This window comes from aff. Roholtiella sp. LEGE 12411 (assembly GCF_015206995.1).
Classification (GTDB): Bacteria; Cyanobacteriota; Cyanobacteriia; order Cyanobacteriales; family Nostocaceae; genus Komarekiella.
The window spans coordinates 24436-40577 of the sequence record NZ_JADEXR010000049.1; the positions used below are offsets into that span (position 1 = coordinate 24436).

The 16142-nt window shown below is 41.5% G+C and carries 14 protein-coding genes and 2 pseudogenes; 6 read left to right on the top strand and 10 right to left on the bottom strand.

The features are described 5' to 3' along the window. Positions 1-6: 6 nt before the first annotated feature. A complete protein-coding gene (locus IQ246_RS13460) occupies positions 7-585 on the bottom strand; it encodes an NADPH-dependent FMN reductase (RefSeq protein ID WP_194003805.1) in 579 nt (192 codons plus the stop codon). Positions 586-695: 110 nt separating this feature from the next. Continuing rightward, a pseudogene (locus tag IQ246_RS13465) lies at positions 696-839 on the bottom strand (MvdC/MvdD family ATP grasp protein); the annotation flags it as partial. A 398-nt stretch (positions 840-1237) separates the two neighbouring features. On the opposite strand from IQ246_RS13465, the gene IQ246_RS13470 reads away from it, so the two are divergent. Then, the gene (locus IQ246_RS13470) at positions 1238-1825 is read left to right on the top strand and encodes a hypothetical protein (RefSeq protein ID WP_194003807.1); all 588 of its coding nucleotides are present in this window, start codon (positions 1238-1240) and stop codon (positions 1823-1825) included. Positions 1826-1961: 136 nt separating this feature from the next. Continuing rightward, positions 1962-3029 carry a DUF1350 family protein gene (locus IQ246_RS13475; protein WP_194003825.1) on the top strand — a complete coding sequence of 356 codons (1068 nt, stop codon included), beginning with the start codon at positions 1962-1964 and terminating at the stop codon, positions 3027-3029. A gap of 158 nt (positions 3030-3187) precedes the next feature. On the opposite strand, the gene IQ246_RS13480 is transcribed toward IQ246_RS13475, so the two are convergent. Genes IQ246_RS13480 through IQ246_RS13485 form a run of 3 tightly spaced genes read right to left on the bottom strand, consistent with a single transcriptional unit; the run spans position 3188 to position 4049 of the window. Next, on the bottom strand, positions 3188-3559 hold the full coding sequence (locus IQ246_RS13480; RefSeq protein ID WP_244142022.1) for a hypothetical protein: 372 nt from the start codon (positions 3557-3559) through the stop codon (positions 3188-3190). 48 nt (positions 3560-3607) lie between these two features. Next, positions 3608-3745, bottom strand: a complete 138-nt coding sequence (locus IQ246_RS30370; RefSeq protein ID WP_244142023.1) for a hypothetical protein — start codon at positions 3743-3745, stop codon at positions 3608-3610. 52 nt (positions 3746-3797) lie between these two features. Then, complete coding sequence (locus IQ246_RS13485) at positions 3798-4049, bottom strand: microviridin/marinostatin family tricyclic proteinase inhibitor (RefSeq protein ID WP_194003809.1); 252 nt, start codon at positions 4047-4049, stop codon at positions 3798-3800. Between the two features lie 162 nt (positions 4050-4211). Here IQ246_RS13485 and IQ246_RS30885 point away from each other — a divergent pair, with 162 nt between their 5' ends. Further along, positions 4212-4334 carry a hypothetical protein gene (locus IQ246_RS30885; protein ID WP_255515545.1) on the top strand — a complete coding sequence of 41 codons (123 nt, stop codon included), beginning with the start codon at positions 4212-4214 and terminating at the stop codon, positions 4332-4334. Positions 4335-4421: 87 nt separating this feature from the next. Here the strand turns inward: IQ246_RS30885 and murD are convergent, their stop codons facing one another. The 4 genes from murD to IQ246_RS13505 all read right to left on the bottom strand — a co-directional run bounded on the left by murD (position 4422) and on the right by IQ246_RS13505 (position 12890). Further along, on the bottom strand, positions 4422-5912 hold the full coding sequence (murD, locus tag IQ246_RS13490; protein WP_194003811.1) for a UDP-N-acetylmuramoyl-L-alanine--D-glutamate ligase: 1491 nt from the start codon (positions 5910-5912) through the stop codon (positions 4422-4424). 81 nt (positions 5913-5993) lie between these two features. Beyond that, positions 5994-8180 carry a glycine--tRNA ligase subunit beta gene (gene glyS / locus IQ246_RS13495; protein ID WP_194003813.1) on the bottom strand — a complete coding sequence of 729 codons (2187 nt, stop codon included), beginning with the start codon at positions 8178-8180 and terminating at the stop codon, positions 5994-5996. A gap of 149 nt (positions 8181-8329) precedes the next feature. Continuing rightward, on the bottom strand, positions 8330-12568 hold the full coding sequence (locus IQ246_RS13500; RefSeq protein ID WP_194003815.1) for a trypsin-like peptidase domain-containing protein: 4239 nt from the start codon (positions 12566-12568) through the stop codon (positions 8330-8332). Beyond that, complete coding sequence (locus IQ246_RS13505) at positions 12552-12890, bottom strand: CU044_2847 family protein (RefSeq protein ID WP_194003817.1); 339 nt, start codon at positions 12888-12890, stop codon at positions 12552-12554. The genes IQ246_RS13500 and IQ246_RS13505 overlap by 17 nt, the downstream gene beginning before the upstream one ends. A gap of 232 nt (positions 12891-13122) precedes the next feature. Here IQ246_RS13505 and IQ246_RS13510 point away from each other — a divergent pair, with 232 nt between their 5' ends. The 3 genes and pseudogenes from IQ246_RS13510 to IQ246_RS13520 all read left to right on the top strand — a co-directional run. Continuing rightward, the gene (locus tag IQ246_RS13510) at positions 13123-14412 is read left to right on the top strand and encodes a glycosyltransferase family 4 protein (RefSeq protein WP_194003819.1); all 1290 of its coding nucleotides are present in this window, start codon (positions 13123-13125) and stop codon (positions 14410-14412) included. 2 nt (positions 14413-14414) lie between these two features. Further along, the gene (locus IQ246_RS13515) at positions 14415-14756 is read left to right on the top strand and encodes a transposase (RefSeq protein WP_194003821.1); all 342 of its coding nucleotides are present in this window, start codon (positions 14415-14417) and stop codon (positions 14754-14756) included. An 11-nt stretch (positions 14757-14767) separates the two neighbouring features. Next, positions 14768-15094: pseudogene (locus IQ246_RS13520) on the top strand (Uma2 family endonuclease); the annotation flags it as partial. A gap of 151 nt (positions 15095-15245) precedes the next feature. Here IQ246_RS13520 and IQ246_RS13525 read toward each other — a convergent pair. Next, positions 15246-16055 carry a superoxide dismutase gene (locus IQ246_RS13525; RefSeq protein WP_304952581.1) on the bottom strand — a complete coding sequence of 270 codons (810 nt, stop codon included), beginning with the start codon at positions 16053-16055 and terminating at the stop codon, positions 15246-15248. Positions 16056-16142 lie beyond the last annotated feature (87 nt).

Here is a 16142-nt window from a genome sequence, read left to right on the forward strand (position 1 = left end):
CAATATTTAATTGAGCTTCAGCAATATATTTGCTAGCTTCTCACCTAGCTTCTCAATAGATTCTTGCTGTTTACCATCTTTTAACGTGCCATCGGCATTGAAAGCTTCGTAAGCTTTGGGTACAGCAACCTGATCGGGAAGTACCAAAACTCTAATATTTCCTAGGATAGCCCGTAAGTGAACCAAGCCCCGTAGACCTCCCAGACCGCCTGGCGAAGCGCTCATAATCGCAGCAACCTTGTCTACAAAAGCAGCTAACGGGGGTTCATTAGGAGATGGACGAGATGCCCAGTCGATGGCATTCTTCAAAACTGCTGTCAGTGAACTATTATATTCAGGTGAAGCAATTAGCAACCCTTGATGAGAAATCAGTAAATCCTTAAACCTGTGGGCATTGGCAGGTAGACCTTCTTGAGCTTCTAGATCCTCATCAAAAAGAGGTAAGGGTAAATCACGCAGATCTAGATAAGTTACTTCTGCACCAACTGCCTTAGCACCATTTGTGGCAATTTTCACCAGTTTTTTGTTGTAGGAATCAGTGCGTGTGCTGCCAGCAAAAGCCAAGATTTTGGGCTTATGTACCATAAAAGTATCCGTTTAAGGGAATGGATTAGCCAATTCAAGTGCATTATCCAGTTTTGTTGCGATCGCCTTTTGCTTTTTTTAAATTTTCTTTACAAGCACCTGCTTCATTTCAGAATCACTCGTTCAGATTCTTCACTACAGTAAACATCTAACTGTACTTCTGTAGGAAATCGGTCTGTGTCAAAACGAAACGCTTTCCCACCTTGAGCCGCTATTGCTTGGAGAACCAAGGAAATGCTTTCGTTATCTTCGCTTTAAAATAGTCATAATTGCTTTTTTATTACAAAGAAAGGCAGAGGGTCGAGGGCAGCTATGCTGAAGGTTAAAAGTATTAATTAAAACTAAAGTTGCAGGGTTTAAAGCTCAGTTTAAATCAATAATTATACGGAGACTGTTTGCAGCGAGGTATAAAACGTCTTTGTAACAATCCCACTCTTTTAAGGGTGGGTTCCCTTCAGCATAGCTGCCTTTCTTGCTAAAAACAAGAAAGCCCGGCCACGAAATAGATAATTTATGCAAATACAGATTTTTGGCTAAAAATGAGGCTAATTTTCCGAAATAGCACTAAACAGTTTTGAAGTAATTTTTAGACTTAGACAAAGTTTTCTAAAGTTCAACAATAATTGCACGTCAAAAATTCAAGGTGAAAATTATGCTTGTCTCTACTTTTGAGCTTCTCGTCAAACGACAATTTCCTAAACAGGAAGATATTCCTGTAAAAGTACCATTGGATTTAAAAGCTAAGATTGGCAAGCTTAGTCGTACAGTTATCCAAGGCTATTTTCTAACTATTAGTAATGTTAATGCCTTTGATGTAACTGTTTCTCTTGTCTTCACGATAGTATCTAATCCTCCTGTAGATATTCAGGAACTTGTCGGCTTTATTGATGTAGATGAGAGTAATATGTTGGCTACTATTGAGCCTGATTTTGCTCCTAATAAAATCAGATTTACGAGAACTATTCCAGCTAGCGACACAGGTTTATTTCTTCTACAGCCCAATATTCTTCAACCAGAATTATTAAAGAATGAAGAGTTTGAGGTTAGAGGTTATGTAGAAATTTTCATATCTTCTCTTTCGACGGGTTATAACTCTGCTAAATTACTATTGACTCCTGAGCATCGAGGAACATTTTACAAAAACTTAGATGTAGAAGGAACTAAAGTTCAGCTAGATCAAATTGCCTACTCTCTTCCTACACCTCATGGCGGTTCTCTGTTTGAACTTTCCTACCATTAAAATGTGAATTAACCTAACATAATTAGCTTTGTAATAAGCCTCATTCATGCATAAATTTATTTAATTTTATGAATGAATAAGGCTTATTTTCTCCTAAATATATATCTGTTTAGTGGCAAATTCAATCACGAATATGATGAATCTAAAGCTGAGATTTAAACCAGTTTCTTTTAGTTGGGTTGCTCTACACCCTCAACCTAAAGGAGTAATCCAATTCATTGGTGGAGCTTTTTTTGGTACATTTGTCCCCATGTTTTTTTATCGATATCTACTTGAATGTTTATTCAAGCAGGGCTATACAATAATTCTCTTGCCATTTAATTTTACTTTTGACCATTATAGAGAGGCGAGTTTTCTTATTAGAGAACAATATAAACTCATGCCAGAATTAGTGAGAATGGCAGAATTAGCAGGTTATGACTATAAAACTTACCTAGATGATTCTAACTTTAATTGGATAGGTCATAGTATTGGCTGTAAATACATTGCACTTTTAGAAGCTTTTAGTAATTTACCTAAAGAACGAGAGCAACTAGAAGTATTTATTTGGGAAATAGTCAGAAAAACTTCAGTTAATTTATCCCCAGAAAAACAAGCAAAAAGATTTCAAAGTGTTGTTGATGATTTAGAGAATCTAATTAATGAGCTTGAGGACAAACGTTCCGAGGCTAAAAAATTAACTTCCTATTATGTCAATCAAGATGTAGCTAAACTTCAAAATGTTTTTGATGAATCAGATGTAAAAATTAACAGCATCTTTATTAAAAGTCAACCATCTATACTATTAGCACCCGTAAATACTGGGCTTGATAGTGCCATTAAACCTAATGTCTTAGCAAATTTTCTGATCAATCTTGGTTTTAACGTCAAACCAACTCCTCAAGAAACCGAGGCTTTAATTGAAGATAGTAAATTCTTTAATTTGCTTGGCTTAGTTTATTTCCCTTTAGATAATATAGGCAAATCTACACGGGAATGGTTCTTCAATTACTTAAAAAAGCCCCCAGAAGATTTTCGAGCCAAACTCAAAGGAGGACATTTAAGACCTTTAGCATTACGTCTAGGGAATTTAGTTCTCAATTTCCCAGACAATTTTTTTGTTCCTCTTATTGAATCTGTCAACCAAAGAAATGCAGAATTTGAAGTTTACGTACTCCAACTGCTCAATTATTTAGAACAAAAGCGCAAAGATAATAACAAATAATTTCAATCTTTCCTTCTAGAACACTAATTAAGACTGAAGGTCGGGAAGAAGGAAGTGAAGGGAAAGCGCGTGAGATAGCTATCAATTTACTGGCGGAAGGAATGTCAGTTGAAATAGTTGCACGGATCACTGGTTTATCCGTTGAAGTAGTGCAACAGTTACCTCCGCCAACTAACAACTAAGTTCATGCTGCTACAGCTAGCTGCCCGGACTCCTAAGAACGTAATCGCCTCGTCTGCACTATTAGCAAATCTCTTCATCCCGTATGTGCGGGGTCTGGAATACCAGCCTTCTTGGTTACAGCCGATATAACCTACTAATTGGTTATTACGGTAAAGTTTAGTGCTAAAGGATACCCATTTAATTTTGGTATGCCATAGATTGAACTTGACGCAAGCTTCTTCTAATTCATCACTCAGACGTTTGTTCCATTCCCGTGGTGTTTCTGGTAGCGTTGCTTTAACCTCTAAAACTCTTGTAGCGAACCAGTCCCGGTCAAAGGGTAGCCGTCCGCCACTGACTAACTGCACCCATACCGTAATTCCGCCTTCAATCCAGATGGTGCGAACTGATTCGGGTTAAACTTGGATAATCTCGGCAATGATGCGGCGATCGCGAGATGTTAGGGGGTCTTGGGTTGGGGCTACAGCTTCGGTTTGGGCTAGCGCTGCACAGAGGTTTTTGCGTGAGCAATGAGTAACATATAGGGTGGGCATTGTATGCTCACCCTAGTGCAGTTTATTCTTAATCTTCAATCCCCAGTCCCTTCTACAATGTATCATCACCATCTGAAGGGTACTTTTGAGTCATAGCATATTCATCGCTATCAGATGGGTATTTCCTAGTGGCGGCATCTTCATTATCAGAAGGAAACTTCAGCGTCGTAACTATTCCACCACACCTGCCTCCTATTGCCTCCATTTCCTCTTCAGTCAACTCTTCAGGAGATTGTCCTTCTAAGAAGCGGGCAAAGAATGGAACTGCTTGCGAATCTAAATCTTCTACTTTGATGTTAGACATAACTTTAGCTCCTTTGGTCAAGTGAATTTAAATTTATACTCAATTTATGGTTTTTAAACAATAACCATAAATCATCATAATTAATGGACTTTTGTCTTTAGCAGTTTCTTATATAATTTTTCGGGACATAATTAATACACTATCGAGTGAACTCTACCAGACATGGTGAAAGCAAACGATATTGACCGAGCAGCAGAATTGGTTGACTTAGGTCGGGTTTTGGCACAGACGCTAGATATCACTTGTATACATAAATTTGTGGCTCTATTAGTTGAAAAAATTTAGGGACATAACTGTAATAGTTATGTCCCTAAATAATAGGAGCTTATGCTATCAATCAACTAAAAATCCCCATCAGGGAAGTACAGCCGACTATCGACTCCGGGCTATGGACTCTTGACTTGAAGTTTCAGAGTCTGAAAGTTTCGCTTTAGTAAACTTTTTGCCTGTTACCCAAGCAAGACATAACTGGCGGAAATGATCACCCCGCACCTCAAAATTTGGGTACTGGTCGAAACTAGCGCAAGCTGGAGATAGCAGTACCACAGATGCATGATACAACTGGGCTAATTCTGCCGACCTGATGACTGCCCTTTCCATCGTTTCCACAATTTCGGATGAATAATACCCTACCTCTTGGAGGCGTTGAGCAAACGCGGGTGCGGCAGAACCAATTAATAATACAGCAGCAGCCGAGGAGTGAATTTTTGCTAGCCAGCCAGTATCATCGCCTGCTTTGGCTTCTCCGCCAGCAATCAAAATCGCTGGATTTTTTACAGATGCTAAGCCAACTTCGGCAGCATCGTAGTTGGTGGCTTTGCTATCGTTAATAAAATCAATGCCTTCCCAGGTGCAGATATGCTCCAAACGATGGGCGACGCCAGGGAATTCCCGAATTGCACGCGTAATAGCATCACAACCAATACCTGCCAACCTCGCCGCTGCTACAGCCATGAGTAGATTTTGCTGATTATGTTCTCCCACCATCCGTAAAGCAGACACTTCCACAACAGTTGCTGGTGCTGACGATACAGTCAACTTTTCCACAACCCAGCCATTTTCAATGTAAAAGCCTCGTTCGCCAATCAAAGAATCTTTTCCTTTGACACTTGTCCAATAGGCATCAGGCCAATGACTTTGACCTAGCTTGCTCAAATAGCCATCATCGCCATTGAAAACTTGAAACTTAGATTGATGCAACAGTTTTGCTTTGATGTTGTAGTAGTTCTCTAAAGTCTTGTGGCGACTAAGGTGATCCGGTGTGAAAGTAGTCCAAATACCGATACGGGGAGCAAGAGTATTTGATGATTCTATTTGATAGCTACTGACTTCAGCAATTACCCAATCGAGTGAGGAGTTATCAAATTTTTCCCTAGTTTCCCTAGCTTCTCCAGTCCCCAATCCCCCCTGAGACAGAGCAACGTCGCAAGCAGCGTAGCCAATATTACCGCAGGCGGGTGCATTTAATCCTGCTGCTTGAAAAATGGCAGTAATTAAAGCTGTGGTAGTAGTTTTGCCGTTGGTGCCGGTAATTCCTACCCAAGGTAGAGATTGTAGATGTCGCCAGGCGAGTTCCATTTCCCCAATAGTTTCAATGCCTAGTTCTCGTGCCTGAATTAATACAGGAATATCCCAAGGCACGCCAGGACTAACAACTATTAATTGGGGTAAATTAGCACCATTCAATTCCAGGGATTGGCCTAGTTTAACGGTTATTTGCTCGGCAGAAAGTTCTTGTTGTTGCTGAAGGAGGGTTTCGGAGATGGTGCGATCGCTTAGCTCCACCTCCCAACCTTCCCGTTGCAACAATCTCGCCGCAGCAACACCGGACTTTCCCAATCCAATCACATGAGCTTTGGACATAGATTGCAGCAGAGTCCCTGGTTAAGCACTCCCTATAGTAGCGCTTATTGGCAAAATTACACAACTTTTTGTTAGCCTACGCTACAAATTTTTGACGATCGCCCCAAAATCAGCTAATACACGGGCATGATTACGAACTAATCCCAGCAAATGTAAGCGATTACGCTTGACTTCAGGATCCGTATCCATCACTAAGACGCTATCCGCCCCGTCAAAAAAGTTACTTACAGCCGGGGCAATATTTGCTAATGCTGCTACTAACAGTTGATAATTCCGTGTCTGCTGTGCTGCTTCAGTTTGTGGCACTAAGTCAACTAAGGCATTATACAAAGCAACCTCAGAAGATTTTTGGAATAGTTCTTGACGGACTACGGGTGTTGGTTCTAGCTGTTTGGTATCCAAATCACCTTGGGCCGCTAATCGCGTGGAACGGTTAACGGTTTCGTAGATGGTATCCAAGGTGTTGTCGTTACGGATTTGTTGCAAGTATAAGGCGCGATCGCGGACATCTAATAAATCCTTTAATGCCCGTTCTGTATATTCTGGGTCATTTTCTCCCAAAACCGCATTTACCAAATCGTAATCAATTTGTTTTTCTTCTTGTAGTAGGGTGCGGATACGTTGTAAGAAAAATTCTTGCAACGCTGCGGTTAATGATGCCTGATTTTTGTCAAATTTCGCTGCAAAGTCTGCTGATATTTGCGCCAATAAATCATCTAAATTTATCGGTAGATTATAAAACAAAGCAATTTTAACTACAGCATTTGCAGCACGGCGCAAGGCGAAGGGGTCAGAAGATCCAGAGGGAATTAAACCTAAGCCAAAGATACTCACCAAAGTATCTAATCTATCTGCCAAACCGACAATTTGACCTGTGAGTGTTTCCGGTAAAATGTCACCGGCTCCTGTTGGTAGATAATGTTGAAAAATTGCCTTTGCTACTTCGGCATCTTCACCACTGAGTAAGGCATATTTTTCTCCCATAATACCTTGCAATTCGGGAAATTCATATACCATTTGAGTGACCAAATCTGCTTTACATAATAAGGCAGCACGTTGGATTTTTTGGCTTTGATTTGCCTCTAATTCTAATTTGGTGGTAATTTGCTCGGCAATCTTAACTACTCTATCTACCTTGGCACGCAACGAACCCAACTCTTCTTGGAAAGTGACTTTTTCTAACTGGGGTAAAAAGCTTTCTAAAGGCTTGGTTAAATCAGCTTCGTAGAAAAATCTCCCATCAGCTAATCTGGCACGAATTACCCTTTCATTCCCTACGGCAACAATATCTGATTTAGTTGGATCACCGTTAGAAATGGTGATGAAATTGGGCAATAATTCTTGTTCAGAACTACCTATTTTGAATACAGGGAAATAACGTTGATGAGTCACCATAACTTCAGTAATTACTTCAGTTGGTAACTCCAAAAATTCTGGTTCAAATTTACCAACAACTGCGGAAGGATATTCTACAAGGTTGGTTACTTCCTCTAACAAATCAGGGTATATTACTGTATACCCGCCTAAATTCTCTGCTAGTGCATTTACTTGCTCTTTGATCACATTTGCTCGTTCATCAGGATAAACTGTGACGTAGGCATGACTTAGGGTTGTAAGATAATCAGTAGCCTGGGTAATTGTCACGGTTTCTGGATGTAAAACACGATGACCTTGAGAAATGCGATCGCTCTTTATCGTCTTTGAACCATTCACCAATTCAATCGGTAGCACCTCTGCATCTAACAAAGCTACCAGCCAGCGGATTGGTCGCGAAAACTTGGCATCCCCATCACCCCAACGCATGAACCGCTTACCTTCTAAACCCCAAATCCACTGGGGAACAAGTTCTGTTAAAATTTCCGCCACAGGACGACCAGGAATTCTTTTTTGTACAAAGACAAATTCCCCTTTATCTGTGGGACGGATTTCTAAAGCGTCTATTTCCACGCCTTGCTTTTTAGCAAAACCTACTGCTGCTGGTGTTGGTTTACCATCTTTAAAGGCGGCTTGGGCGGGAGGGCCTTTAATTTCTTCTTCGCGGTCTGGTTGCTGGGATGGTAGACTTTTGATGAGTACCGCCAAGCGTCTAGGAGTACCGTAAACTTCTACAGCTTCCGTTGTTAGACCATTGGCTTCTAGACTTTGGGGAATGCGCTTTTGCCATTGCGTTATAGCATTACTAAGAAAACTTGCAGGTAGTTCTTCTGTACCAACTTCTAATAAAAATGCTAAATTTCCTGATATATCAACACTCTTAACCTTTGTCATCAGAATACTACACGAAAGATATACAATATTAGACTAGTTAAGTAATAGCGTTGTTTTGAGTAATATTTATTACTCAAATGCTACACAAACTTTTGTACCACCAAAATTATATATCTCCTGGATATTGTAAAGTTGATTAGACAAATACTTCAACGACACACACTAAGTTTTTTTTCTTCTTCGGGATTAGTTACAAGGTAATCTTTGAGGCGATCGCACCCTTCAATCAAAAGTTCATCTAATCCCCGCATACGCCACACAATTACCGTCTTGTCTTTACTGGCTGTAGCCAGAAATTTACCATTCGGGCTAAAATCTGCACTTCTCACAAAGCCTTGATGACCTCTAAATTCTGCTACTTGTTGTCCTGATAAATTCCACAATTTGGTTGTGTAGTTTGCTGAAGATGTAGCCAGCAGTTTACCATCCCGGCTGAAACTTATTTGTGTGACTCTGCCTTCATAAGTCTTAAATTCTTTTAACTGCTTTCCTGCATAATCCCACAGCCTGACAGTACCATCATCTCCAGATGTAGCCAATTTATTCTCCTTGGGGCTAAAACCAACAGTGTTAACATAGCCCTTATGACCTATCAATTTTTTAGACTCCTTGCTACTAATATCCCACAGCAATGCTGTCCCTTTTTCTCCAACTGTAGCTAGCAGCTTGCCATCTGGACTAAATCTAGCGGTCTCAAGTTTACCTTCATGCAGAAATTCTTTTAACTTGTTTCCTTTGAGATCCCACACTTTTGCCATGCCATCATCTCCAGCAGTAACAAGCTTATCTTCTTGAGGATGGAAATTGATACTCCGTATTGCTTGAGAATGCCCCTCGAAGGGTTTCTGAGGCTTTAACGATTCTCCGGTGCGCGTCCAGAGCTTTATTGTGCCATCTTCTCCACCTGTAACAATTAGGTTTTTTGCTTTGTCTGGGCTAAAACGTACAGTATTGACACCACCTTGACCGGCTTTGAATTGTCTTATCAGCTTCCCTTTAAGATCCCAAAGCCTAATATAGTCATCATCTGAAGCTGTAACGAGTAAGTTGCCTTCTGGGTTAAAACGAACACTAGCAACAGCTTTTTCATGCCCCTCTAGTTTGATTAAGGGGTTTTTGGGTTTGATTAATGATTTTCCTGAAATTGCCCAGAGCCTTACCGTACCATCTTCTTTTCCAGCGGTGGCAAGCGTATCCCCCTGCTCATTAAACCGGATGCTGACAACACTACCCTGATGACCTAGAAATTCTGCTTGTAGTGTTGCCTTAAAATTATTCCATAGCCGGACTTTGCCATTGCTACCTGATGTAGCAATCAAACCATCGTTGCGAATACGAACTGTCTCAACACCTTCTTGATGAGCCTCAAATTTTGCCAGTTCTTCTCCAGCAAGATTCCACAGCCGAACTGTACCATCATCTCCAGCAGTAGCAACTTGCTTTTTCTTGGGGTAAAACCAGACACTGTTGACACTACATTTTTTAGTATCTTTGACACTGCATTCATGACCCTTAAATGTTGCCAATTCTGTCCCCTTGATATCCCAAAGTTTTGCCAAGCCGTCCTCTCCAGCCGTGGCAAATTGCTGAATATTATCAGGATTAGGATTGAGACTTTTGATACTTCCCTGATGGGCATCTATTGTTAAAATAGGTTCTCCAGTGAAACGCCACAATTTGACTTTGCCATCGTCTCCAGTTGTTGCTAGCAGGTTGCTCTTGGGAAGAAAACGCACATTGTTGACACTACATTTATCACCTTCTTTTGGTCGGTCGTATTCTCCTAATTGTTGTCCATTCACACACTTATGATACATGGATGTTATTAAATGAGGTGACTGCTGTGTTGAGACATTCCACAGTTTTACCCAGCCGTTAGTTGCACCTGTAGCTAGTATTGTTTGATCTTCACTAAAATCGATACTTTTGATACTGTTATTGTGCAGTTTAGGCTTTTTCAATTCTTTTCCTTGGAAATTTCGCCACGTAACTGTGCCATTTTCTCCACCAGCAACAATTACTTCCTCTTGTTTTTCCTTCTTAAGAAAACGAATACTGTTTATACCTCTTTGATAAGTATTGATTTGATTTGTTTGATGAATATTATCTAGAATTTTCTGCAAAGCTAGCAGTGGACTTGTGGCTGGACAGTCTTGTAAACATTGACTATTCCAAAAAACCATCTTTTTAACTTCTTGTCCGGCTTCCATTGCTGACACTAAAGCTTCGATTTCTCCCGCGCCAGATTCAAAATTTCTTAACGCGGTGACTCCAGAGGCTTCAACTTCAGCTGTCCATCGTAGCCAAAATGCAACCATAGCCAGCATTGAGACTACTACGAAACCACCTGTCAGCCCAAATAGAGTCAGTTTGCGGCGGCGTTCTTTTTGCTTGCGATCGCGATCGCGCAATGCTAAACTTTGCTGAATAAAATCTTGCTCTGCTTGACTCAATTCCTCTTGGCGTAGCTTGAGCCAATTTTCCGCCTGTCCTAGAGGGACACCTCGCAGTAATGGCCCTTCATCTTTGCCAGCATTTTCCCACTGACGCATTCTTGAGCGTAGTAATTCTTGCCAAGTACGGAAAGAGCGATCGCTTTCCATCCATCCGTACAGTCGTCCCCATTCCCGAATCAAGGTTTCATGGACAATCTCTACTGTTTCTTCACCATGCCCCATGCTCCATTCCCTATGCCCAAAAACTCCATCCCCTTGTGGATGGAGTTTTTCATCAAGTCCAGTCACCACTAACCGCGCATCCGCTAGACGTTTAACCAAATCCCAATTATTGTCTCCTACCTCATTTCTGGTAGCTAATCGGCGGGTGTCTTCTGTCCCTTCCCCAGGACGCACCAGTTGGACAAATATTTGCTGTGCTTGTTGTTGCTCCTCTGGTTTGAACTTATCAAACTCAGCTTCTGCATGGTTCGCCAACGACTTTTCGACACCGCCGATGGCTTCGTAAGCAGCATGAGTCATCTGGCGATTTTGCTGCTTTGCCCATAGTTGCGTCAAAGTAAACTCTAATAATGGTAAATTCCCTGGTGAATCCGCCACCGCGTTCAAAATCCGCTCTGCAAGACCCTCTTCTAACCTTACCTCTTGCTTGTTTGCAGGTTGAGCGATCGCCTGTTGCAATTCTTGTTGGTTCATCGGAGCAAGTTTTAAATCAGCATTCTGCAAAGCATCAGCAAAGCGACGATCAGAAAGCGCATACCCCAAAAAATCAGCCCGCAGAGTTAGCAAAAGGGTAAAATTCTGTACCAGTTCAGCGGCTTCTAGTAATTGATTTAAAAATAATTGACGCTCTTTAACATCTGAGCAAGAAGCGTAAAGCTCCTCAAATTGATCAACCACCAGTAACAGGCGCTTATCCTCGTTCTCTGACAAAATACGCGATAAAACAGTATGTGCTGCAACTTGTTGCGATCGCAACCCACGAGCTAATTTTCCTGCATCAATATCTTGTTGCGTCTTTCCCTTGTCTGGTTCACGCAGGCGCACAATTACTGCTGCGAGTTCATCTACAGGATGCGTTTTTGGGCGAAAGGACTCAATTAGCCAATTACCTTGCTGGCGTAAATTAGGAATCAAACCGGCAAACACTACACTAGATTTACCGCTACCAGAAGCCCCAATTACCGCTACTAATGATTGTTTTTGGACTGTATCTACTAGTTTCTGGGTGAAAATATCCCGCCCGAAGAAAAACTGTGCATCAGCTTCCCGGAAAGGAAATAAACCGCGATAGGGACAACAAGCAATAGCTTGCTCACGCAACACAGACCATGCGTTTACCAACACCTGTGTGGGAATCATAAACCCAACTTTGGCTTCTGGTCGGTTGATGTCTACTGCTACTGCTATTCCTGCTATACCTTGAAGCTCATCATCCCATATCGGCGCACCACTAAAACCAGGCTCTAGTCTATAACCTGGTTGTTTTACATCCTCTAGCTGCACCCAACCTTTAGCTGTGCGTCCACGTAAAACGCCAGTAGCCCAAACACCATCTGGTTGTCCCGCCGGAAAACCCAATACTCGCAAAGGATGTCCCCCCCAATCATCAGATGTAATTAATGGTGCTTGAGCCTGATTTCGGGGAAAATGTGCTAATTCTAATCCCGCAATATCTTCTACTTCCACATTAGGATTCACAGGTAGCCAGAAAACAACTTTAGCTTTGAGCAGTTGTTTAGCTGCAACTAAAGGAAAATCCACGGTGATTTCTGCATCTGGCATTTGGGTAGTTTTTCTCGGAAGTCCCAAAGCATCAGCAATCACATGGGCGCAGGTCAGGATATACTTTTGGGATAAGAAGCCAGCACCTATTACTTTGCCACTATTTGAATAAATTCTGACAACAGATAACTCAAACGGTGCGGTCATCAGATGACTCCCGTTTCCACTTCAGAGTAATTTCATAATTGACCTCACCATTACCAGAAGCCACAACTGCACCTAGTTGAGCGCTGATTTTAATGCCAAATTTGACTTCGACTTCATCTGCTGGCTGGTGAAGGCTACTCATTTTAGCAATGATTGCATTAGCTACAGGCTTGACGGTTGACAAAGCTGACTCGAAAGTCTGCGTAGCTTTTTCCACAACTTGATCTCGCAAACCAATGCGATCGTCAATTTGTGCAGGTTCATCAACTTCTATAAGGATGGATTCGCCACTTTCTAGAGGAAATTCTACTATGCGTTTCACAATAAACTTATTTTAAAAACATTCCATGTGCCAGTTTCAAGGGCGTAATGTAGATTACATGCATAAGTCTGAATATAATGCTACAATCCCCCAAGTGTAAATTAAGGCATTAGCCAAGATCAACTAGATTAAATATTGTCATTCTAAATTATAAAAAAAGTAGCAGCCTCTACTGAAATTAGGAATAAATCCGACTATCTCAGGCTGTCTTCACGAAATTCAAAAATAGCTCATGCACATTCTGATTTATTCCTATAACTATCATCCAGAGCCAATTGGAATTGCTCCCTTAATGACTGAACTAGCAGAAGGACTGGTGGAGCGAGGTCATGAAGTGCGGGTGATTACAGGAATGCCTAACTATCCTCAGCGCGAAATTTATGATGGATATCAGGGGAAGTGGTATGTTACTGAGCAAAAAAATGGTGTCACTATTCAGCGAAGTTACTTACGGATTAAGTCTAAACCAAATCTTGTGGATCGGCTCCTTTTGGAGTTGAGCTTTGTTTTTTCCAGCTTGCCACAAGCCCTCAAAGGCAGACGACCCGATGTCATTATATTAACAATTCCACCTCTGCTAGTTACGATGCCGGCAACCATACTTGGCTGGTTATACAACTGCCCAGTAGTGCTGAATGTGCAAGATATTTTACCAGAAGCTGCCGTGCGCGTCGGGCTGCTGGAAAATAAGAAGATGATCCAAGCGCTTGCAGTTCTAGAGAAATTTGCATATCGGACTGCACACACGATTAGCGTGATCACCGATGGGTTTAGTGAGAATTTAGTGAATAAGGGAGTACCTGTTAATAAAATTGTTTGTATTCCTAATTGGGTAAATGTAAATTTCATCCAACCCTTACCCGAGGAGAACAACTCTTGGAGAACAGCCCATCAACTGAATGGGAAGTTTGTGGTACTTTATTCGGGCAACATTGCTCTAACACAAGGTTTAGAGACAGTAATAGAAGCAGCAGTCCGCTTGCGTCAAATCAGAGAAATTGTCTTTGTCATCGTCGGTGAATCAAGAGCATTGCAAAGGTTGCAGAAATATTGTCTATTGAAAGGGGCGGATAATGTTTTGCTACTACCGTTGCAGCCGCGAGATAAACTACCCCAAATGCTCGCAGCAGCTGATGTGGGGTTAATTGTGCAAAAGCGCAATGTGATTTCATTCAATATGCCTTCCAAAATACCACTGCTGCTAGCGAGTGGTCGCCCAATTGTGGGTTCAGTCCCTGATACTGGCACTGCTGCTAAAGCAATTCAACTTAGTGGTGGTGGTATAGTTGTTGAGCCAGAATCACCCGATGCTTTAGCAGGTGCAGTGCAGGATTTATATAATAATCCAGCTCTAGGGAAGAAGCTAGGTAACAAAGGAAGACAGTTTGCTGTAGAAAACTATTCCTTGGAGCAAGCACTTGATCGATATGAAGGACTATTTTCTCATGTTGTTGCCAACCGAGCACCAAGTTTAAGTCTCTTGTCCAAATTGGATTCTCACAAATCTGTTGTGGATATTTGAAAATGGTAGGGCTACCACAAGTGAGCCAGTGCATTGGGCGGATTAAGAAACTTGAAGCAACTGGCGAACCCGCAAGGGTATTAACTAAATCTGCCACAATTAGCCTTCAAGCGGATAGATGGTTTATCAGTTTTGGGTTTGATGTAGAAATAACTGAATCAATCTCAGACAGCGTTGTCGGCGTTGACATTGGTGTTAAAAGTCTTGCCACATTCTCTACTGGTGAGGTAGTCTTAGGTGCAAAGTCCTATAAAAAGTACTCAGCCAACTTAAGTAGAATGCAGTGGTTTAACCGCCATCAAATCATCGATTCAAACAAGATGATCCGGCTTTGTAGATTGTGATTAAAAAACTATTTGTTCGGGCAGAACGACTCAAGAAAACTCAGCGTGACTTTGTGCAGTTAGTCCCCGATCTCACGGTTGAGGTGAAATCTAAAAGCGAGAGTCCTTCGGACACGCTTTGCGATCGCATCAAACCATTGGAAGATAAAATTAAACTATTCCTCGAACTTGGCTCTACGGTAGGTATTCTCATTGACCCTGACAAACTTTTAGTTACAGTTTATCGCCCTAATCAGGAACCTGTTATTTTGAAAGATAACCAGAAATTGACAATACCAGAGTTACTTCCAGGTTGGGAATTAGCTCTAGCAGAACTTTGGCCACCTGAATTTGAGTAACTCATCTACCTTAATTCAACCAGTTTGTAGAGTTGAGCAAATATTCGGTTTGCACCTATAAGCTGCCCAACTCAGTTTGATGCATTATCGAACAGCAAGATTTAAAGTCAGTCGTCAGAATAAAGCCAGAATAAGTCTTGTCTAACTTCTTCTAAGCCTTTTGGCGTGAGGCTTCGTCGCGTTTGTTGATTTCTGGCCAGTTCACTACATTCCACCAGTTATTTAAATAGTCAGCACGGCGATTTTGATATCTCAGGTAATAGGCGTGTTCCCACACATCATTACCCATAATTGGGTATGAGCCTTCGGTAATTGGGCTATCTTGATTTGGCGTACTGGTGATTTGTAATTGACCTTGAGGATTACGCACCAACCAAACCCAACCACTACCGAAGCGATCGCCTCCCGCTTGATTAAACTGTTTCTTAAATGCATCAAAACTACCAAAGCTTTGATTAATTTCTTGGGCAATTTCTCCTGTTGGTTGTCCACCACCTTCAGGACTCATAATTTGCCAAAAAATTGTATGGTTGAGATGACCACCGCCATTGTTACGTACCGTTGTCCGAATATCCTCAGGAACGCTATTTAAATCGCGCAGCATTGATTCCACACTGCTATTTTGCAGTTGCGGATATTTTTTTAAGGCATTGTTGAGGTTATTGACATAAGCTGCATGATGCTTATCATGATGTAGTTTCATGGTTTCTGCATCAATGGCTTTCTCTAGTGTGTTATGAGCATAAGGTAATGGCGGCAACTGGGCAGGATTTACACTTAGCTGGCTAGCAAGATTAGCCACAGGGCGTGTGTCTATTATGGGTGCAGTAGTTTGTATAGGAGTTGCTGTGGTGGTTGAGGGCGACTCTGCTATCTGTTGAGGTTGACAAGCCAATAGAGTAGATATTAGTAAAACGCCTGTGAAAAACCAAATAATTGGTTGCCATAAAAATGATTTCATCAACTATTTTTTCCTACTGAAGAGGGTGTTTTTTCATATTACATTTTCTTCAGGCAATTTGGGCATGGGGAATGGGGCATTGGGGAT